This is a genomic window from Bacteroides sp. D22 (assembly GCF_000163675.1).
Taxonomy (GTDB): domain Bacteria; phylum Bacteroidota; class Bacteroidia; order Bacteroidales; family Bacteroidaceae; genus Bacteroides; species Bacteroides xylanisolvens.
In genome coordinates this window covers 114,823-137,270 of the sequence record NZ_GG774804.1, presented here as the reverse complement: position 1 = coordinate 137,270, position 22,448 = coordinate 114,823, and the positions used below count along the sequence as shown (strand labels likewise).

Below are 22,448 nucleotides of genomic sequence, written 5' to 3'. Positions count from 1 at the left end.
CTCTAGCATGTTTATCTGTTAAACTTGTACCAATCAAAATTAAACAGTTTGCAGCCTTTACGTCCTTTGAATACAAAATAAATATCTTGTATTCCTGTGACCGGTTTTACAATATCAGTCTGCAATGTTTTCCAGCATTCCCAACCACCCGTTGAAGGAATAGTCAGTTCCGCAATTAATGGTCCGCTTATGCTGTCTGTACGTACTTCAAGCGTCCCGCCACGAAGGGCACTGGCAACGGTAGCAGTGAACCGTTTGGGAGATTTATTGCCGAAATCCACTTCACGTACCTTTATATAATCTCCATTATGAATTTCAGATATATATATACCGGTTTTCACATTTGGTTCGGACTTCACACCTTCAGAAAAAGCGATTGTTTCAGCTTCCACCCTTTCGTAAGGATTGAGCGTACCTACCGGTGACACCCCTTCCCGGGTAGCATTAATAATCGGGAAAGTGCCGTCAGCGTTATACTTAAACTGCTCCACCGCCGCACTTCGCCCGAAACCTCCACCGCCCGGCAGCTTACCCGTATGATAGAAGAAATAAGAATTGCCTTTATAGTCTATCACTCCACAATGGTTAGTAAACGAGCCCGTATCTTGTAAAGGCATGATTTCTCCCATATACTTCCACGGACCAAGAGGTCCGCCACTCATGGAATAGGCAATATGTTCGGGGACACCTCCAGCAGCATAAAGAAGATAGTATTTTCCTTCCCGTTTATGAAGCCATGGACCTTCTGTATAAGTATCTTTATACTTAACACCTTTGACACGCTTTTCCGGATTAGGTGCACCAAAACTCTCAACAGTCTGTTCCAGTTTGCCCACTCCACCTTTCAAAGAAATCATATCTTCATTCAATTCTGCATAATAGATATTCGGATTTCCCCAATACAGATAAGCACGACCGTCATCATCAATGAAGACCGTAGGATCAATATAGTCCCAGCTTCCGTCATGAAGCGGTTTGCCGATGGCATCTTTAAAAGGACCGACAGGCGAATCGCCTACCGCCACACCGATTGCCATCGTATTGGAAAGTTTGGAATGCAGGCAGACATACCAATAAAACTTACCATTACGTTCGATGCACTGTGCTGCCCAGGCACGGTCGTCCGCCCAGTCGAATGATTCGATGGCAAGAGGAGAGCCGTGATCGGTCCAGTTCACCATATCTTTGGTAGAATACACGCGCCATTCCTGCATCCAGAAAAAATCCGCTTTGTCTTCATCGTGTCCCGTATACACATACAATGTGCCATCATGCACCATAGGAGCAGGGTCTGACGTATAACAGGTTTGCACAAACGGATTTTGCGCTCCTGCCTCATGGGGTAGAGCACCTCCAAGCAGCAATAATGCCGCCACAAGTTTTGCTTTCAGATTCATATCATTTTCAATGTTTAAACAAGTGTGGAACAAACTCTTTCAGACAGCGTCTCCATGTGAGCCATTCGTGGCCGGTGCCTTGCGATTCATAATAAGCCACGTTGATGCCCAGTTTGCGGAGAGACTCCACCAACTGCTTCGTGCCCATCTGTTCGTCCGTGCCGCAGCCGAGGAAGAGATAATGCACTTTCTTGTTGAACTTACCTGCATCGGCAAACACACCGTCGAAGCACGTTTTCACGTCCAGCCCGAAAATCGCCCCGCTGAACCCGCCAATGTAGGAGAACATGTCGAGACGCGGCAACGCTGTTTGGAACGTCTGGTGTCCTCCCCACGACAAGCCTGCCATTGCACGGTGTTCGCGGTCGGTCTTGGTGCGGAATGTACGGTCTATCATCGGAATGAGGTCTTTCAAAATGACATCATAGAAAGAAGCACCGTAAAGCGCACGCTCTTCGTTCACATCTTTCCCCGGACGCGGCACGAAGGGAGTCTCCACATCTCCGCTATCCATCACCACAAGCATGGGCACGCACTTGCCGGTGGCTATCAGGTTGTCCATGATGTAGTGCATATATCCCTGGGTGCTCCAGCCGGTTTCATCTTCTCCCATGCCGTGCTGCAAGTAGAGCACCGGATAGCGTTTTTGGGGGTGAGACTCATACTCTGCCGGTGTGTACACCATGCAACGACGAAACTCTTTCTTCGCTTCCGAATAATAGGTGCAGGAGCGCACTTGCCCATGCGACACTTGCTGCGGGCGATAGTAATCGCCCTCTGCCCCTTCGGGTATCTCGATGCCGCTCGCCATGCGGCAACAACCGAAGAAGGTGCACGAAGAGGGATCTACCACCCTGAATCCGTCTACCAACAGGAAATAATAGTGGAATCCCACCGGCAGCGGGTCGGTCTTCACGCTCCACCAGCCGTGCTCGTCCATGGCCATCTCATACTTCTTGCCGCAGACGTCTGCCTGCAAGCGTTTCACATCGGGAGCGTAGCAACGGAAATAAGCACGGTTGTCCTTGTCGATACGAGGGAAGTCGCTGCCGTGCATATTGGTGGGGGCTGCCACTGTGTGCTTACACACATCATCGGGCGAAGGAAGTTCAATGCCCATCAGGTGGAGTGCCTGTGCCGCATAGCGGCGTCCCAGCACCCGGTAACCGGCAGCATCGAAGTGAAGATGGTCGGGAGCACAGCTCAACCCCTTGGAGGAGACAATAGCGCAGTTCTTTATCACCTGCGGCAACATAGCAATTACCTCGTTCATGCCTGCACAAACACCACCGTGGTCGGCATTCACCACTTCACCGGCAATCAGGGGCACCTCGTCAGCCTGCAGATGAAGGTCAGCAAGCAGGTTGTCGTATACGCTCTTCACCTTTTGGGGCCACTCCTTGTCACCGGTGTTCGACTCGCCCTGATGTAGAAGTATCCCTTTTATCACACCGCTTTTCTGTGCAATGCGTGCCATCTCCACCAAACGGGTATACGGGTCGTTGTCATACTCTTTCAGCGTATTCACCATCCAGTCGGGAGCTGTTTTGATATACTCCTCGCATTTGTCTTTCTGGAAAAGCTCGATCCGGCACCCGCCTATCGCCACGTGCACCACTCCGATGCGCACATGCGGGGGCAAGTTTTCTACCAAGGTCCGTCCGAAATAATCAGCCGGTGTCAGCCCGGTGTTCGGACGGCACAGCGGAGCGCGGGCGGGATACCATTCGCCTTTCACGCGTCCCAACTCTTTATTGTCTACCGCCGCCAACACTTGGAAGCGTGCATCCACCAGCGTATCTTGTGCTTCATAGCGGGCATTGCCTTCCATGTTAGACTGCCCCAGACACAGATAAATGTAAAAGTTTGCATCCTGTGCAACCGCGCAAAGGCTTGCACACAACAAACAACTCAACAATAAAACCTTCTTCATTTACTATCTTTCTATATTATATTTATTCCAACTTCATGCTGCTTATCACAATCGGCTTGCCACCAGTCGACCAGAACCCGACAATGTAGAGGTGCGACGGGTCTACCCTATTGCCGTCAGTATCTTTCATCTGCTGCAAATCTACCACCACTCTGCGTGTCTGTCCGAAATCGTAGGTGGCGGGCTTCGTCCAGTAGTCGTTCTTGTCAAAAAGGCGGAAAGAGACACCGCACTCGTTGTCGTTGCCCAATTCCACGGTCAGCCTCCGGTAGCCCGACAAGTCAAGTCCGCCGGGGTATTTCCATCCGCCAAAGCCATATTTGCCTGTCACCAAGGTGCGGGTCGTTTCGTCAAAGGTGCCTTCTTCCCATATCGAAGGGTCAAACACGTCTTCCGTCAGCACAAAAGGCGAAACCACCGTCACCTGCAATGTCTGTTGCATGCTGTTTCCCGCTGCTGTGCGATAAGTCACCGTTACCGTAGCATTGCCTGGTGCCACTGCCACCAGTTTGCCAGTCGGCTCCACCTTCAGCACTTGTTCGTCCGAACTATTGATAGTCGCCTCGGCAGTCACCATTCGCGAGGTGCCATCTTTATACACCGCCTTCACTTTCAGGTAGTGCACTCCTCCCATCTGCAACGAGCGTGTCGCCTGCTCGCCCATCAGTTCCAGTCTCTCGGGCTCGCCATTGACGGTCACTCCTTCGGCATACTCCTTGAACCAATGATACATTGCCCACGGACAGGCTTCGGGATCGTTGAGGAACGTATAGTTGCCCTCTGTACCCGGCACGTCCTTAAACGCTGCCAGCTCGTGGCTTCTTGTAGTGAAAAAGAGCCACGACACATTTCCCGCATTGTCGGCTATATACTTGAAGTTGGCGCCGAACCCCTTGCCACCGGCTTCGCCTGTGATGCTTTTTCCCCAAGTAGCATCGTATTTCAAAGGTGCCCAATCTATTTCCGTCACCATGATGGGGGCAATCGCCGCCACCGGACCTACTTGCTTATCCCATCCGCGCTGGAAGGACTCGTAGCCGCCACCGGTAGAAGAGCCGATTCCTTCGCCACTGTCTTTTTCGGCATCGCTGCCATACCATCCGGGATAGCAGTGCACGGCAAAGCCGATGTTATCGCCCTCGATGCGGTGGGTGGCATACCCGGCATACTGCGACTGGTAGGCCAAGCCTGGCACCCAAATGATATTACGGCAATGGCTCCTTATCTTGTCTACAATGGACTGGAAGTAAATCTTTGCATTGGCAAAGCAGGCATCGGAGGTGCTGCCATAGGCTCCGTCGGTCCCTTTGATGTTGACCGGCTCATTGGCTAGTTCGAACATGATGTCCGTATTGTTCTTCACTTTGGGGTGTTGCGAAACGATGTCCCACACGTTAAGCAGAAACTGTTGATAGCTATCGCCCACCTCTATTCCCTGATAAGGAGCTTCGTTGGGGCATACCCCGGGCGGGAGCATCACCACATACATTCCCTTAGATACAAAATACTCCGCCATCGGCACAAACAGTTCGTCGAGATACTTGCGGAAACGGGTCTCGGAAAAGCGTTCGTGTCCTTCGTATCGCACAAACGGCTTTGAAGTATCATCGCTCCAATAAGGGTCGAGATGCATCCGCACGAAGTTGAACTTCCATCCGGCAGCCACAATCCCGTCTACCATACGTTTGTTATAGCTAAGACACGACTGCACATCGTAGTTAGTCCATGCGTTGTCGTTAAAAAAGGGACTGTAGGTCTGTGTAAATCCATGAAGATTGACCGTCTCGCCCTTTTCGTTTTTAAGGTAGCGCCCCTCTACGTGCAACACTGGCAACTGATGATAGTCTTTCTCCGGAGCAGGTTCGTCCTTAGGCGTTTCCGGTTCGGCAGGAATCTCCGGTTGTATAGGCAGAGAGCTTTCGTCCGAACAAGATGCCAAAGCCACACCTATCCATGCCAGCAAATAAATTATCTTTTTCATAATGATGTTGATGTTACATAATAGTTGTTGCAAAAATAACAATACTACCAATAGCGATAAAAACTATAGTTGTAAATACCGTCACCACTGATAGTTCCTTCATACAATTTATAGCCTTTTATATCACCATGATAAAAAACTAACGGAGAGCCGTTATAATCCATTTCGTAAGTTCCTTTCGTTTCCCCTTTAGGAATAGTGATTGATGCACTACTCTCATACTTTCCACCATCATTGTATGCTTCGTATGGGATTCTGCAACTTATATCTTTTTTTACGGGATAAGTTGTCGTGGCAGTAAAAATAGGATGATTGGAATACAGTTCTTTCATTGAAATCATTATGCGATTATCAATTCCATTTTGAGTAATACCAACTGTTAATGTTTTATTAGATCCCGGCTGTTTCAATACAATTTTTCCACTTCTGAGAGAGGAAGTATTGTCCTGGGCTACTACCGATAGAACATATATATCATAATACTGAAAACATATAAGATAATCCAACCATGAAGGATCGCTCACTATTTCAGGTTGCAATAATGTTTTTGTTCCATTAACCTCTACATAGGAACATAAAGTTCTACTAAGAGGTTGTGAGTCATCCTTCGGACTAATAACAAAGTCCTCCACTACATCCGAATCTGAAGCCCCAAAACAATATGTACTATCCGAATTTGCAGCCCTTGTAACTATATCTCCTACTTTATCTATATCAAACAGAATTTCATTACTACAGCTACACCAAATAATCAAACTTAAAATAAATAATATGTTTTTCATTATTATCCGACTTTTATTGAAACAATAAAGGCAGCGGATTCATGTTATATGCCCCGCTGCCTTTTCTTATCAATCTCTATTATTTACCAGCCAATCCGTCAGCAAAACCGGCATAAGTATGCTTACGGTTGTAGTTGGAATCCCATAAACCTACAGGTTCACCGCCACGCCAGTTAGAATCACCGGGGGCACCGGGAGCATCGGTAGCACACCACTGCGTGATGCCGTATTGCTGTGCCACAGGAATAATCTCGAAGTATTTCTTCACGATAAACTTATAATATTCAGCCATCGCTTTATGTTGTTCTTCTGTCATATCCTTTGTCAACACCGTAGTGCCGCTTTCATCCACATATCCCATATCCAGCTCAGATACTTTCACGAGTTTGCCACTCTTGGCTAAGATTTCAAACATTTTCACTACATGTTCTTCTTGCTTCTGCTGGTCAGCAGCATTGGCGCGATAAGCCACGTGCATCTGTGTACCGATACCGTCAATCTTTGTCACACCGTCAGATTCCCACTTCTCTATCCAGTGTACCAAGCTCTTGGCTTTCTGATTGTTATCCCAAGTGGATTCCAGATTGTAATCGTTGATGAAAAGTTTGAGAGGTTTAACACCACCGTTTTCTGCATAATATTTACGGGCGGCAGCTACAACAATACGAACATAATCTTCACTACCCAAGTAATCTTGCCAGTAGAAATTATTGGCAGCGTCAGCACCGGCATTAGATGCAGATTGCAAGACATAGAAACCTTCACCGTCGTTGCCACCACCTGAAATAGCTTCGTTCACTACATCCCAAGTAGTCACGTAACCACCAGTAGCTTTCATCATTCCTTCAATCCAATTGTTCATTGCCCGAGTAAGCGCTTCTTTTTTCTCTTCGGGAGTAAGAGGAATAGTGTTACCTTTAGTAACTATTTGCAATTTGATATTATCAAAATAATATTTATTAGCAGGTGCATTGGGCGCGCCTACATCCAAGTTCCATGCAAAAGTCTGCATGTTTCCCTCAGGAGAAAGGGTAGTGTTAATAGTAATAGTTTTTTCAAAGTGTTGCCATTCCGTAGTGAAACTAACAGCACACCCACCATCATAATGAATATAAGCTCCAGGGGCAGCATGAGCCTGAGACTCAGAATTATTGGGTGTATCTGCACGATAATCGAAAGAGATACGTACAACATCATTTTCCACCAACGGACGGTCAGCATACAAAAAGAATTGAGTATCCCAACTGTTTGTTCCTCCACCAGCAGAAGTAACAACGAAAGCACGACTACCGTCTTTACCTACTCCATCAACAATATCGCAAGCAGCATTAGCTCCTCCCACATGAGTAGAAACAAAATTGGTAGTTTCACTGCCTTGCGCATCACCATTAGTAATGATGTCAGTTAAAATCTCTACTGCCGCATCTCCCGGTGTAGGTATAATTGAATAAGAATGCGCATGCCAACTTGGTTTAGACCAATTAGAAGGCAGATTTCCTTCTTCAAAAGTTCCGTTCTTTATCATATTTTGCTCAGAACCTTTTTCAACCAGCACCATGTCATCAAACCAAAGATCTCCTCCAAACTGTCCGAAATTGAATAACAAACGAGAACAATCACTATTAGGTGTAAATTCAATGCTTATTGTGCTCCATGTAGTTCCTGCTGAAATCTGTGGTATGCCATAATGTGTATTACCAGCATTCGGTGTTTCTATCCAAAGCGGAAATGTCACAGCTGATGAAGCCTTGGTTCTCATAGAGAATACATAAGATTTCCCTTGTAAAAGAGGAGATTCCAAATCATAGTAATTTTGCCAATCCCATGGATTCGCCTTCGCTTCAGAAGTATTGATATGCAAACAATTTCCTTCTCCTACAGAGGGCGGCAATTCTTTGTCTTTAATCAAAGAATTCAAATACTTATTATTCTGCTGTGCATGCCAAGCCAATGTATGTCCATATATAGTAATTCCGGCAGCTTGGGCGGCAGTGACAAATTTATCCACAGTTTCGAAATTCATCTCCCCTTTATCGTTCACACACGAAGCATATTTCATCGCATTGCCTGCGGTCACTTCGTCGAAGTTGGCTTCCGCTAAACGAAATACCAATCCTCCTTCGATAAATTCGTTGGCTGCCAACGCTAATCCCAATTTAAAATCGGGATTAGCTGCACGGTCTATGTACGATTTCAGCGGGGCATAATCATTCAGATACTCGTATTGCGCTATCGACTCCGGTTTTGTCACCGTGACATCGGCAATCTCGGTATCCACGCAAGAAGCCAGCAAAGCTGCTACCAGCGTGCCCCATACCATATTATTTTTTCTATTCATCTTCATGTAGTTTTCTTAAATTGTTTAGATTGCGGTTCACTTCAACTTCACGTTAAAAGTTTCAAATTTGCTCTGTCTGTCGCGTGACACCAGCGCGTCCGTGCTGCTACATTTGGCAGTGCCCGTTTCACCGGTCACAGCATTCAACACATAAGGCGCATAAGTCACTTCATAGGTCAGTTCGAACAGGTCGCGGTCTTTGTCGCCCCACGCTTTCTTGGCACCATGATAGGTCCACTTGCCCGAACCGCTTGCCTGAGCCCCCGGTGTGTCGGTAGTGATGGAGCAATTGCCGTTGTCGTCAACCGTTATCACCAAGTCCATTGTCAACGTTTGCTTGGAAGATTCGCCTTTCTCATTCACCACATCCACCGAAAGCGAAAGAGGATAACGCACTTTGTTGAGGGCAATAGTTCCCAATGTACGTTGGTCTGCTTTCTCTATATTCTGCGGGTTACGGTTGAGCGTAGAAGTGTTGCCATTGATGTCGAGCTGGTCTGTGCCACGACTCAACCAAACGCCCTCATACTTGTTTTTGTAGGTCACCCCATAAAGCGCATAGTCTTTGGGAAGCACGTCCCAGTCTGCCACATTCAAGCGATTGGGAGACTCAACTTTAGGTTTGCCCGCCAAGATAGAGTCTGAAGCCTGTGCTAACCGTACCGGAATGACATAGGTGAGTTCGGGCGTGAGAGGATCATTGAAGAAAGCATCGGTCAACTGTATGTCCATACGTCCATAAATGTCTCCTTTGGGAAATACCACCTGTTCCGAAGAATAAGTATAATATTCCTTAGGCATAGGAAGTATCGGCTTGCCATTGTCGAAATAAGCATTGGTACACAAACTTTCATCGATAACAATCTGTGCTGTGCGCTCTTTGCGGTTTGACCACACACCGCCCAATGTAGCGATGATCTGCATCCGATATTCATTGTCTTGTTCGGTAGGATATACATCTTCGCCCAATGTGATGGTGCGTATAGGAGTCTGAGTAGCAAAACTGATGGTCTGATATTCGTAATCGTCGAATTCTTTGTCTCCGTTTTCACAGCCGGCAAACAACAAGCCAAGGACCATGCATTTCATTATTGTCTTATTCATAATCATTGTATGCTTTAGCATTTTATTAAATTTACACTATCGGTTTACCAACCCTGATTCTGTTTCAGTTCGTCATACTTAAGAACTTCCGAATAAGGAATAGGACCGTAATACATATACTCACTGAACGAGCGTTTGTCTACCTCCATCGGAGTATAACGGGTTCCACTGATATTCATCCCTTTAGCGGTTTCGGTCAGATTGCTCTTCCAGCGGCGCAAATCCCAGAAACGGAAACCTTCGAAACAAAGTTCGATGCGACGTTCGTTGCGGATGAGTTCCGCCATCTTTGCCTGATCGTTCTTGATGGATTCCAAGTAAGCATCACCATTGTCGCGACCGATGCCGGCACGGTGGCGCAACTTTTTCACCACATCATAAGCAGAATAGCCGTTGCCTCCTTTATCTTGCGGACCGTACGCCTGATTTGCCGCCTCGGCATACGCCAAGAATATCTCGGTATAGCGGATGCGCGGTGTGTAATGATACTGGTCAGCTTTCGCATTCGGGTCGAGGCTGATGTCCTGACGCAACAGTTTGCGCAGATAGTATCCGGTACGGGTAGAACGTCCTACCACCTTGTTCAGTGCATCATTGGTAGTTCCGTCGGCTGCCGTAAAGATTTCCTTATTCGTATTGCCTGCCTTACAACCATTATAAAGAATGTATGCTTCCAAGCGCGGGTCACGGTTGGCGTACGGAAGATTTTCATCATATTCGCCGGACAGATGAGACACCGGATAACCGTTCAGCATCGGGAATGCATCCACCAGATTTTGAGTTGGGTTGATACGTCCGTTACCGTAGAGTGTGGGCGGGAAGTTATCTTCTTCGAGCGAGAGGGATTTGGCACGTTCACCACGCCACAGAATTTCAGCAGGTGATTCGGTTGGGCTAAGTTTTTCAATATCATCTACATTGCAATACCATGTCCATCCGGTAGGATCCATACCGTCTACCCCTCCGATATGATTCAGCACCTTTGCAGCACTAGCAGCAGCCGTTTTCCAATCAACGCCTGACTGGTCACTATATGCCGGACTGGCAGCGAGCAAATCCGCTTTTGCCACAAACGCTTCCACCACCTTTCCGGACATACGTCCGATAAAGTTTGCGCCAAACACACGGGTGACTTTGCCTTGGTCTGCTCCTGCATATTTAGCAGACAAGCGTTGCATTTCCGCTGCGTCACCATATTCCCAAGGCAATCCTTCGAGTGCCAACCGGGCGTCTTCTTTCAACGCCTTCATGCAATCTACAAATGTGCTGCGGGGCACATTGAAATTGGATCCGGCTGCTTCCGGTTCGGTCAGGATGGGCACCCCCATCAACACACCGTCTTCGGTATAGCCCGCATGGGCTTCGAGGAGGTAATACATATACATGGCACGCAAGCCATAGGCTTCCGCTTTCTCACGGTCGCAGAACATCTGCGCCACCACTTCGTCTTTCGCCCATTTCACCTTGTCGGCATTGGCAAGGAAAAGATTGATGTACTGTATGGCGGAACGGCAGGAAGTCCAACGGTCGGCAGGATTGTTGTTTGCCGTCCACATGCCGGAGGCTATTTTACGCCAGCTGTTTTCCGCATCATTGCTCACAGCGTCATCGGTAGCCACGTCGTTGAAAGAATAGCCTGCGCAGGGTATGCGTGTATAGGCATTTGCCAGTATTCCTTCGGCATATTGCGAATTCTCGTACATATATTCCAGTCCGAGGTTGTTCTCGATAGCCGGTTCGAACAAGTCATCGCATCCGGTCAGACAAGCGGCAAAGGCACATATTGTTATAATTTTCTTCATGACTTATTTATTCTATATTTTTATATTCTACAACGAGAGACCCATCAAAAGTCTACCTTTACACCCAGTGCGTACGAACGGCATTGGGGAGAAGTCCCTACATTCATCTCCATATATTTACGCTCCTTCGCCAAGGTCAACAGACTTGTTCCGTTGGCATAGATTTGTAAACCTTTCACAAGTTTGCCTTTCAGCATAGCAGCCGGGAAGTCGTAAGACAATTGAACACGGTTCAAATCGAAACGTGAAGTGTCGTACAACCAGAAGTCGGAAGCCACAAAGTTCAGGTCGCCACCTTGTGTGGTAAGACGCGGGTATGTGGCGATATCTGCCGTCTCTTCCGTCCAGCGTCCGCGAACCACTTCAGAATATTTGCGATCGCCATACACGTGCATATAACTATTATTCTTCAGTCCTTTGCCACCAAACGATCCGGTGCCTGCCACAAACAATGTGAAGCCTTTGTACTTGGCAGTCAGGTTGAGACCCATCACCCAGGAAGCACCCCACTTGCCCAATACCACCTGGTCTTGCTCATTGATGACACCGTCGTTGTTTTGGTCTACATACTTCAAATCACCGGGTTTGGTATTAGCATTCACCTTTGCCGAGCTTTCCACATCGGCAGCGTCTTTGAAGAATCCGATGCATTGATATCCGCGCAAAGCATCAATCGCCTCACCTTCGGCTTTCAGCCAGTCATATTTCACATTCTCGTCCCATTTGGTGTTCTTGGAGGTGTAGTACATACCCACAAGCCCCACATTCCATTCAAAGTCGCCGTGCTTTTTGCCCACGTTTACACTCAAGTCCACACCCGTACGACGTTGGTTGTTCATGTTGATATAAGGACGCATATCGGACTTCGGATAATAAGTCTGGAAATAAGACGGATAATTTTGGGGCTGCGCCAGCAATCCTTCGGTATTGGTTACGAAGTAATTGGCATTAAGTCTCACCAATCCCTTCCAAAGAGAAGCGTCCAATCCTACCGTAAATTCCTTACGCTTGATGTAGCCGAGGTCGGGGTTTCCACCTTGCAGGAAGTCGGTGGTCTGCATCGAGTTGTTTACCTCGCTCCATCCCCACCACGTACCTGCCTGTGTAAACTTGGTAGCATACATGTAGTAATCACTGATATCCAAATCCTGATTGAGCACACTATAGCCTGCCATCAGTTTCAGGTTATCGAGCCAATCGGCATCTTTGAGGAAACCCTCTTCGGAAAGACGCCATCCCAACGTAAACGAAGGCGAAAGCCCTATCCGGTTGCCTTCGGGCAATTTAGCGGAATGAACCGCTGCCATGCTGAAATCGGCGTAATACTTACCGGCATAGTTATAATCGAGTTGCAAACCCAAGTTGGAATTGCTAGTGCGATGGTAGGTACCCGAATAGGTCTGCTGGCTGCCTTGAGCCAACAACAATGCATTCACATGATGATTGTCGGCAAAAGTGTTCTGATAGCCGAACTGTGCAGAGAAATAAATGGTCTGATACGCCGTACTGCCCGATACGTTTTGCGTACCGGTATGCTTGTCCATATTGTACTTGGTCAATGAAGTAATACGGTCGCCTCCGAAAGCATTGTTCCAAGAGGCTTCATACACTGCATAGTCGTCGTCGATAGAAGTGATGTAAGAAGTTCCGTAGTCTACGGAGAACTGTGTACGGAATGACAATCCTTTCAGTACTTTATACAAATCGAGGTTGATTCCCGCATCAAACTGGAAACGACGTGAAGTAGCTTTCTGATAACCGGACGCATACATGGCAGCAAAAGGATTAGTCATGTTCAACTGCGTACCTCCCAATAGATATTTGCCGTCAATAAGGTAATTGCTATTATTGATCAACGTCCACGAAGCAGCATCGTTTTTATCGACAAACTCAATGGGAATGAAAGGTACAAGAGGCGCCGAACCGGGAGCAGTCGGACGTAACGTAGCCGAGTTAGCCCAGTAGTCTGCCTTATCGTGACGGGAATCGTAGAAGATAGCATTTGCATTTACCCAACCGCTGATCCAGTCGTTCATACGCAAATCCACATTACCGCGGATATTCAGGCGCGAGTTGCGGTTGTTCTTACTTTCACCGAAGTTGAGCAAGTCGTTGGAACTCTCGTAACCGATGTTCGTATAGAAGTTGGCGTAGCGTCCGCCGCCCGAAAACTCGGCCACTCCGTTATAGTCCTGACTTGTCTTCCGAATATAGTCGTCGGAAAAGAAGTTGATGTTCGGATAACGGTAAGGGTTACTTCCGCTTGCATAGTTGTAAATCTGCTCATCCGAGAAAGCGGGATCCAACCCGTCGTTACGCAACGCCTCGTTATACAACGTCATGTATTCGGCAGAAGCCAGATATTTAGGATAACTTTTAGCCACATTGATACCGGCATTGGCACGCGCACTCACCCGCAAGTCTTTATCGCATCCGCGCTTCGTGGTGATAAGAATGACTCCCTTCGCACCACGGCTGCCGTAAAGCACCACGGCTTGCGCTGCTTTGAGGAATGTGATTTGGGCTATTTCGGTAGGACGAATGTTGTTTGCCTCACGAGGAACTCCGTCTACCAATACCAACGCTTCGCCCATGTTCCATAATTGTCCGTTGTAACCTCCCACTAAAGATTGCATATTGTCGAGACTGTACAGCGAATAACTTTTATTAGTCAGTTCCTCTACATTGACGGACGAGACACCACCCATCAAATCCGCCCGGTCCACTGTGCGGAAAGCCACATTCACTTTCTGAGCCAATGTATCAGTCTTCTCCACATCCGTCTGAGCCATCAGCCCGGCAGAAGCAAACAATAGTCCGGCGCTAAGAATTATATTTTTATGAATTTGTTTCATGATATTCTATTTCGTTTAATAAGTCACTTGTTTACCATCCCGGATTCTGATAGAACTCCGGATACAAGGTCACGTCAGACAATTTCAGAGGCAACCAGTAATGCTTCTCCGTGAAATTACGCGTCACGATTACCCGATATGTATAGCCGCTTACAGCTGTTTCCTGAGGGTTCTCGGCAAGGTCGCCTACCCGTTGGAAATCGACAGCAGTCTTTTCGGTATAAGGTTTCTTGTCGATAAGCAACCAGCGACGCAAGTCAGTGAAACGGTGTCCTTCGTATGCAAGTTCTACCGCACGTTCGCGGCGAATCTCACTGTTGAACAGATCGATTGAACCGGTATATTTGGCATTGACACCTTCTACTCTCGCACGTTTGCGGATGGTGTTGACTGCGGCCAGTGCCGTAAGTGTACAGTTGGTTGACTTTCCTGTAGACGAGCCGGTAGCATTTGCCGCAGCTTCAGCATACATCAGATAAATGTCTGCCAGACGCATATAGCTGCAATAGATATGCATCTGCGGACTCCATCCCCAGCCATCATCCCATTTATTGGCTGTCACCGGAATAAACTTGCCAAGCAGGAATCCGGTACGGCTTCCGAACTGGTCGTCACGGGCGTTTCCGCCTGTGTAGAGGGATGCAACGGCTAAGTCACCGACCTCCTCCGAATCTTTTTTTGCATCAGATACCATAGGCGAACCGTCGAAGCGAATATCATGATAGAAACGTGGGTCGCGTCCTTTCCAAGGATGAGTCTTGTCCCACTTGGATTCCTGGTCGTCGAGCGGCAATCCATTTGCCATACCGTAATAGTGTACATAGTTGGCTGTGGGCGAGAGTTGCGGATTGTTATCTTTCTTATAGCTGGCAGGCACAAACTGAAGAGCTAAACCAAAAGTTGAGTTTTGCCAGCCATCTGCCACCAATCCTCTGAACAATGCTTCTGTAGAACCCGGCATTTGGGCATTCTTTCCGTATGTGTAGAAGAGGTCGGAATAGTCCTCAAAGTCCACCAAGCTATATTGCGTCTGTCGGTTCTCTACCAGCGTAAGCAACTCCCCGAACGCTTCGGCAGCCTTCCGGCAATATTCCTGATTGTAGGATTCGCTTCCTGTGGACACCTTGTTCATCAACGGACTTCCTGCCCACAGGTAGTTTTTACCTAAATAGCCCAGTGCCATGATTTTGTTGATGCGCAGTTGGTTGTATCCTTTCGTGCTCGGGCTGATAGATGTCTTGTCCCAATCAATAGGCAGCAGATCGGCAGCCATCCGGAAATCATCGGCAGCCTTGTCGGCACATTCGTGATAGCTGAGTCGCGGCTCGTTGAATGTTTCGTTGGGAGGCAACACCTTATCTATATAAGGCAATCCGCCGAAATATTGTATCAGCATGAAATGAAACCACCCGCGGAAGAAATAAAGCTGTCCGGCAATGGCGTTCTTCTGTTCCTGCGTTGCATCGGTAAGCAGGTCCAGATTTGCTAATCCCGTATTACATTTACGGATTCCGTACCAAGAAGCGGGCCACAAGTCGCGGTTCCATCTGAATCCGTCGTTCGGAGTAGTAAAGTCCAGATTCAGAGTTTTGCAATCCATAAATCCGGCCCCCCAGCCGTCGTGTTCAGCCTGCCACCCCCAAAAGTCGCCTTGGTCCACTTTATAGCCCATGTGATAATTGCAGTCTACACCAATCACTTCGTCTTCACCCCAGTTCCAAGAGTTTGACCAGTATTGTTTGGCCATGTCGGGAATACAAGCATAAAGCTCTTCTACAAATCCCTGAAAATTGTGGAAGTCCTTAAAGGCATTTTCCGGAGTGACATCCGATTCGGGTGCCTTGTCCAGATAGTCGGTACACGAAGCAGTCGTACCCGTCAATCCGAGACTCAAACAAGCCATTACAGCATATTTTATAATGTATTTTTTCATAATTCGATGATGTTTTAAAGGTCAAATTTAATACCTAGATTGAAACGACGTACAGTAGGATAAGCACCTTGCGAAGCCAATCCCGTACCTGCAAAGTTCGATTCGCGGTCATCCGGCATACGCGACCATACCCAAAGGTTGTTTCCGTTCAGGAATATTTTAAATCTGTTCAATCCAATTTTCTTTACCCAAGGTTGTGTAAAAGTGTAAGCCACTTCAGCATTCTTCAGACGAATAAACGAACCGTCGTAATGGAAGCGAGTACCTTCATAATAACTCGGAGTAGAATTGATACGAGGCATGGGAGCATCTGCATCAAAACGATCTTTCGACCAGAATACTCCTTCGTCGAATACAGTATTCACGTTATTGTGCAAGGAAGTAAAACCCACATAACGGTTGACGTTGGTCACTCCATAGAACTGTACAAAGCAGCTGAATCCCTTGTAATCGAATCCGATAGTAGCGTTGTACGTATTTTCGGGAGTACCCGTATAGCCGTAAGGAGCGCTGTCGTTGGCATCTATCACGCCATCACCATTATAGTCCATAGTGATATACTGTCCGGGCAATTTCTGATCGTTCATCGTATTGTGTGTAGGCATGGCGAATACTTCGTCCCACGTGTTGGCAAATCCTGCCGTAAGATGAGCGTGGTCTTGTCCGATGGCAAATCCTTCCGACTTCTGGTATGCGGGACGCAACACAGGGTCATCGTATTTGAGAATCTTGTTTTCAGCATGAGTCATATTGAAGTTACCCCACAGACGAAGACCGTTGTTCAATGTTTTATTTACACGAAGTTCCAATTCGTATCCTTTCGTACGCACGCGTCCTAAGTTGGCAGCTGGGGCGGAAATTCCTAAATAACCGGGAGTGGCACGTTTGTCGCCGGCTACAAGAATGTCCGAACGCTTGTCATAGAAAAATTCCAAACTACCGGCAAGCAAACCATCGAAGAAAGCGTAATCAACACCGATATTCTGCTTCAAAGCTGTTTCCCAATGTACATCGGGATTACCTACCGTAGCTTCCTTGTACCAAGTATAAGGAGACTCGGTTCGATTGTTCAAACCGTGGAAAGACTTACCTCCGTAAGCCCACTGTGTAGCATATAGAAAACGAATACCAAGATTATCGTCACCTACCTCACCGATAGAATAACGTACTTTCAACATATCTACCCACTTACGGAGAGGCTTGAAGAATTTTTCTTCGCTTATCATCCAGCCCAACGCACCTGAGTTAAACAACTCGAAACGATAGTCGGGACTAAACTTCTCGGAACCGTTGTATGCACCGTTGTATTCCAAGAAATAACGGTTGCCATAACTATAAGTGGCGCGGAACGCCCAGTCTTCACGATAGTGAGGGAATTCGCTACCAGTGCTTCGTTCGGTACGGTTGAACACTCCCATGGCGCTGACATCGTGGTCACCGAACTTGCCACTCCATGACAATTGTCCTTGATAAAAAAGATTGCGTTGAGTAGACCAGTCCCGCACAGCACCACCTGCTGTAGACCACAAGATACCTTCCTGAAAATCGAGTCCGGTTTTAGAGTCGGTTTGCGCGTTGCTATAATGCACCTCGCCTGTTTCCGGATCTATCCATTTGGTCTGCGTCCCGTGATTCAAGTCATTGACACCACGACCGGCTTCCACAAACACGTTGTCCCACGAAATCATGGCACTTGCACGTAATCCTTTTACGAGGAAACTCAAATCCTGTTCCAATACAAAGTCAGTATTGACGCGGGTAGTAGTAAGCATTTCATAGCCTGCATTGGCGAGATTCAACACAGAGTTCGGCGCACCTTGCGAATTGGGCTTGTAGTATCCCCACGTACCGTCGGAATAACGGGGCAAGAAAGCGTCTGACGGAGAACTGTAGGCAGCCTGCCACAACTGCGAGGCACCAAATGAATCGTCGGCAACTCCCCACGGTGATTTCTTCACACCGTAAGAACCGAAAATATTGGCTTTCAATACGGTAGTTTTGGTAATCTTGAAGTCCAAATTACTACGTGCATTAATACGGTTGAATCCGTAACCTGCCTGATAACCACGGTTATTGTCCCATTCGCGGAACAAGTCACCTTCATGCAGAAAGTCTACCGCAGCGAAATATTTGACGTGGCGTGTACCACCCGACAGGTTGATGCTCGGATTGTATGACATGGCATAATCTTTGAAAAGCTCTTTCTGCCAGTCAACGTTCGGATAACGTTCGGCCTCTTCCAAATTAGCAGGATGGCGATATTTGTCAATCGTCTCCATCGGCAATATTTTATTCCAAGAAGCAGGATTCAAGCCTAACTCATATTCGGCAGCCTGATTACGCACATACAACGCATCCGCCGACTCCATTCTTCCCGGCAGAGCAGAAACCACTTTAGCCGTCATGTTCATACTTACGTCAATCTTGGCCCGACCTTCGTTACCGCGCTTAGTGGTTACAAGAATGACACCATTGGCACCCTTCACACCATAAACAGCAGTTGCCGACGCATCCTTCAATACAGATATAGACTGTACAGAACTCATGTCCACACTGCTCATCGGACGTTCGATACCGTCCACAAGGATAAGCGGTTCGCTATTATTCCACGAGCTAACGCTACGAATTACAATTTTCGGGTCTTCGTCACCCGGCATACCAGTAGAGGCAGAAGTCACCACACCCGGCAAATTACCCGTCAATGCCGCACCCACATTCGACACACCACCTGCACGCTGTAATGTCTCACCAGTGGTTTGTGCAATAGCACCTACCACAGACGCTTTCTTTTGTTGTCCGTAACCCACCACAACCACTTCTTCCAGTTGCTTGGTGTCATCTTCCAATGTTACTTTAATAAGACCTTTAGAAACCACTTTTACTTCCTGCGGTTTCATTCCTACATACGAAACAATAAGGACAGACTTCTCACCGGGCACAGTCAATACAAAATTGCCATCTATATCTGTGATTGTACCTATTGAACTATTACCTTTTAAAGTTACTGAGGCTCCAATGATTGTCTCACCATTACTGTCAAGAACCGTTCCCCTCACCGTTATCCCTTTCTGTGCTGATGCTGTTACAAAACTAAACAACATAAGGAGAAACAGGTAAGGAATTTTTTGAATTTTCTTCGTTACATTTTTCATTACCATTAGTTTAAGATGTTAATTAACTACATTGTTTTCTAATCATCATTCTTTTTTAATTGCATTAGCTATCATTATAAATATCACCCATAGTTGCTAGTATTAGATTTATATAAAAAAAATAATTATTTGCAAGTAGCGTATAATCCAATTGTAGTACCGGTAAATCCACCAGCCGTTGTAGTAGAGAGATAACTGGGATCTACATCTTTACAAAGCAGTTTCCAGTTTTTTTTCACCATCAATAGAATAATAGAAGTCGTAACCAATTCCTTGAGATACTAATTTCAAATATACCTCATTTGTATCTGCGTCTATTTCATCTGAAGCCAATGTCTGTTCCTTTTCACCGATTTGTTTCAGAGAAATATTTTTATTCTCACCCACTTTATTCAAGCAGAAGAAATATTGATGCGCCTCATCTTTAAACAACAGCATTCCGGCTGTTTCCTTATCGTCAGAAGGATTGAACAACATACGGGTAGCACATTCAAATTTATGATGTTGTAACCGACGGCAGACAAATGCCGGAGTTTTCTTTTCCGTAGCGCTAATATCTGCACACTTCAAGGTCAGGTATCCGGGTGTTTCCGTCAATGAATATAAATCGGAAGCAGAAGCTCTCAAAGTCATCCAAGTCATATCAAGTACAGGAGAATCAAAGTTCTCTATTAACTCGAAGTTACCATAAGTAACTATCGTATCGCGTTTCGCACCTTCACGTTTTACAATCATAGGTACTAAATCATCTCCTTGTGTCATGTACGGGAATCCATCTTCACTCCATTTCACCGGCATCATAAATGTTTCACGTCCCAAATTCTCAAACTGATTATTAATAGGGCGACAAGCCAGAAAAACAGCCCACCAATCTCCCTCTTTTGTTTGAATCAAGTCTGCATGACCAGCACAGGTTACCGAATTAGGACGGTCAGAATTCAAATGTCTTTGCGTCAGAATCGGATTGTTTTTCCATGGAAGAAATTTACCCATCGGAGAATCACCACGGAAAATCACTTCCGAATGCCAGTTACCCGTTCCACCTTCGGCGGACATCAAGAAATACTTTCCATTTATTTTATATAAATGAGGACCTTCTATCCAAATTGGTTTGTCTGCCGGTTGAGCTCCTTTGTTTACAAGAATCTTACGAGGACCGATCGTCTTATCTGTTTTCACATCAAACTCTTGTATGCGTATAGTACGGTGGCCGCTATATTCAGGTTTATTATCCGGAGCCTCATCATTATTAACAATATATGCCTTACCATCTTCATCAAAAAAGAAAGAAGGATCAATACCTCCGACCTCCGGCAACATGACGGGTTCCGACCATTCACCAAACGGGTCTTGCGTCTTAACAAAGAAATTTCCGGCTCCGACATTGGTTGTTACCATATAATATGTCTTGTTATACGGATTATAAGAAATAGCCGGAGCAAAAATACCGCCACTCACTTTCTGTCCTTCCATATTCACTAATTGCGAAGCACGGTTCAACACATGCCCTATCTGTTTCCAATTCACCAAGTCTTTGCTGTGAAAAATAGGAACACCGGGGAAATAAGTGAATGTAGATGTTACTAGGAAATAATCACCTTCTCCATTTGTACAAACACTAGGATCAGAATACCATCCCGGCAAAATAGGATTATAGAAATAGTCTTCACCTGACAGAGGATTGGAAATATAAAAATCATCATTTCCTTTATAAGAAAAATAATCAAAGAGAGCCACAGATTTTCCAATAGCCGGTAATTGTTGTTCTTTCTTTGAGTTACATGACATCATTGTTATCCCCAACATAAATATGGAGAGCCGGACGATTGACATTAATTGTATTACCTGTGTATTCTTCATAATACCTCTTATTTTCTTTATAATCAAATATGAATTACTGATCTTTTTCTGCAAAGATATGCCAGCTTATAAAACTACAAACATAATTATGTTACGGGCTTCTTTTCCTAAATAACATCTTCATTTTCAATGTTACATCTATCTTTCCCCTTGTAGCATACCCAAATAATTACACTGATTATAAGCACATTACAATCTCATTTTTTTGAATAAAAGCTATTCAAATTCCCAATAATCCAGATTGAAAAGTTTGTTTCCTTTCTCTCCTTTAAAGCAGAAATAAAGATCATGTACACCCTTTGCATTCTTTATCCGGCATGACATCTGTTTATATATATCCAGTCCTCCTGTTGGTGATATACTGACACAGCCTATTACCGGACCTTCCGTGCTGTCCAGACGAATTTCTATCATTCCGCCTTTTTCAACACAAGCTGCGCTTACACTGAATTTCTTTGCTCCCTTCTTGCCAAAGTCGACACCACGCACACACAGATATTCATTATCATCAATATCGGTTATATACAAACCACCATTCTTATGATTTTCAGCTTTCAGACCATATCCCCAAGCCATCGTTTCGGCTTCCACTCTACGGTAAGGATTAAAGTTTTCAATCTGTTCCAGTTTCGTCTCCTGCCAATAAGGAACTTCCTTAATGGTTCCATCCGGATTATAATGCATTTTTGCAACAGATACCGAACGACGTTCTTTATGGTCGAAAGTCTCCAGATGAAGCAAATCATAATTTAGGCCGAACACATAAGAACTGCCTTTATAATCAATAATTCCGGGATGATTTCCTCTGGTTCTTTCCGTTGGACGCATAATATATCCTTTTGTACTCCATGGTCCGGTAGCTTTGTCGCTCATAGCATAGCCAATCCCTTCCGGACAACAAGTAGAAGCAAAAGCCATATAATAATGACCGTTACGTTTATATACCCACGGACCTTCCTGATAATGTTCCGGTTTATCAGCCAATTTGGCTATTTCCCCCGAATATGAAATCATATCTTCATTCAGTTTCACATAATCCTTAATTCCGCAACACTATAATTTAACTTTATTTATAAGTTCCTGAGCAACAAAAAGTTGCTCAGGATTTTGCCATGTCAGATTTTTCACTTATCTTAGTGTTGCAATTCAAAACAAGCGTAAATCGTAACAAGACATGGCAAAGGTACAAATAAAATCTGAAAAACTCACACCTTTTGGAGGAATTTTTTCAATCATGGAGCAATTTGACTCCATGCTTTCACCTATTATCGACCAGACACTTGGTCAGAGATGCAGCAGTATCATCGGATA

10 protein-coding genes and 3 pseudogenes are annotated in these 22,448 nt (G+C 45.9%); 1 reads left to right on the top strand and 12 read right to left on the bottom strand.

What is annotated here, in order from left to right; all coding sequences use genetic code 11:
• Positions 1-11 precede the first annotated feature (11 nt).
• The 12 genes and pseudogenes from HMPREF0106_RS13960 to HMPREF0106_RS14015 all read right to left on the bottom strand — a co-directional run.
• Positions 12-1,397 (bottom strand): glycoside hydrolase family 43 protein, encoded by a 1,386-nt coding sequence (locus tag HMPREF0106_RS13960; protein ID WP_004309639.1) that lies wholly within the window; start codon positions 1,395-1,397, stop codon positions 12-14.
• 7 nt (positions 1,398-1,404) lie between these two features.
• The gene (locus tag HMPREF0106_RS13965) at positions 1,405-3,330 is read right to left on the bottom strand and encodes a sialate O-acetylesterase (protein WP_009039788.1); all 1,926 of its coding nucleotides are present in this window, start codon (positions 3,328-3,330) and stop codon (positions 1,405-1,407) included.
• Between the two features lie 22 nt (positions 3,331-3,352).
• Positions 3,353-5,311: a cellulase family glycosylhydrolase gene (locus HMPREF0106_RS13970; protein WP_009039787.1), complete on the bottom strand. Its 1,959-nt coding sequence runs from the start codon at positions 5,309-5,311 to the stop codon at positions 3,353-3,355.
• A 44-nt stretch (positions 5,312-5,355) separates the two neighbouring features.
• Complete coding sequence (locus HMPREF0106_RS13975) at positions 5,356-6,093, bottom strand: hypothetical protein (RefSeq protein ID WP_004309636.1); 738 nt, start codon at positions 6,091-6,093, stop codon at positions 5,356-5,358.
• 79 nt (positions 6,094-6,172) lie between these two features.
• A complete protein-coding gene (locus HMPREF0106_RS13980; protein WP_015532249.1) occupies positions 6,173-8,437 on the bottom strand; it encodes an endo-1,4-beta-xylanase in 2,265 nt (754 codons plus the stop codon).
• 30 nt (positions 8,438-8,467) lie between these two features.
• Positions 8,468-9,535, bottom strand: coding sequence for a DUF5627 domain-containing protein (locus HMPREF0106_RS13985; protein WP_224262915.1), 1,068 nt, complete (start codon positions 9,533-9,535; stop codon positions 8,468-8,470).
• Positions 9,536-9,579: 44 nt separating this feature from the next.
• Positions 9,580-11,337 carry a RagB/SusD family nutrient uptake outer membrane protein gene (locus tag HMPREF0106_RS13990; RefSeq protein ID WP_004309633.1) on the bottom strand — a complete coding sequence of 586 codons (1,758 nt, stop codon included), beginning with the start codon at positions 11,335-11,337 and terminating at the stop codon, positions 9,580-9,582.
• A 44-nt stretch (positions 11,338-11,381) separates the two neighbouring features.
• Positions 11,382-14,192, bottom strand: a complete 2,811-nt coding sequence (locus tag HMPREF0106_RS13995) for a SusC/RagA family TonB-linked outer membrane protein (protein ID WP_009039786.1) — start codon at positions 14,190-14,192, stop codon at positions 11,382-11,384.
• 31 nt (positions 14,193-14,223) lie between these two features.
• Positions 14,224-16,125, bottom strand: a complete 1,902-nt coding sequence (locus HMPREF0106_RS14000; protein WP_004309631.1) for a RagB/SusD family nutrient uptake outer membrane protein — start codon at positions 16,123-16,125, stop codon at positions 14,224-14,226.
• A gap of 14 nt (positions 16,126-16,139) precedes the next feature.
• Positions 16,140-19,283 (bottom strand): SusC/RagA family TonB-linked outer membrane protein, encoded by a 3,144-nt coding sequence (locus HMPREF0106_RS14005; RefSeq protein ID WP_009039785.1) that lies wholly within the window; start codon positions 19,281-19,283, stop codon positions 16,140-16,142.
• A gap of 119 nt (positions 19,284-19,402) precedes the next feature.
• Positions 19,403-21,137: pseudogene (locus HMPREF0106_RS14010) on the bottom strand (glycoside hydrolase family 43 protein).
• A 216-nt stretch (positions 21,138-21,353) separates the two neighbouring features.
• Positions 21,354-22,172 (bottom strand): annotated as a pseudogene (locus HMPREF0106_RS14015) (carbohydrate-binding protein); the annotation flags it as partial.
• A 139-nt stretch (positions 22,173-22,311) separates the two neighbouring features.
• Here HMPREF0106_RS14015 and HMPREF0106_RS27055 point away from each other — a divergent pair.
• Positions 22,312-22,448: pseudogene (locus tag HMPREF0106_RS27055) on the top strand (IS1380 family transposase); the annotation flags it as partial.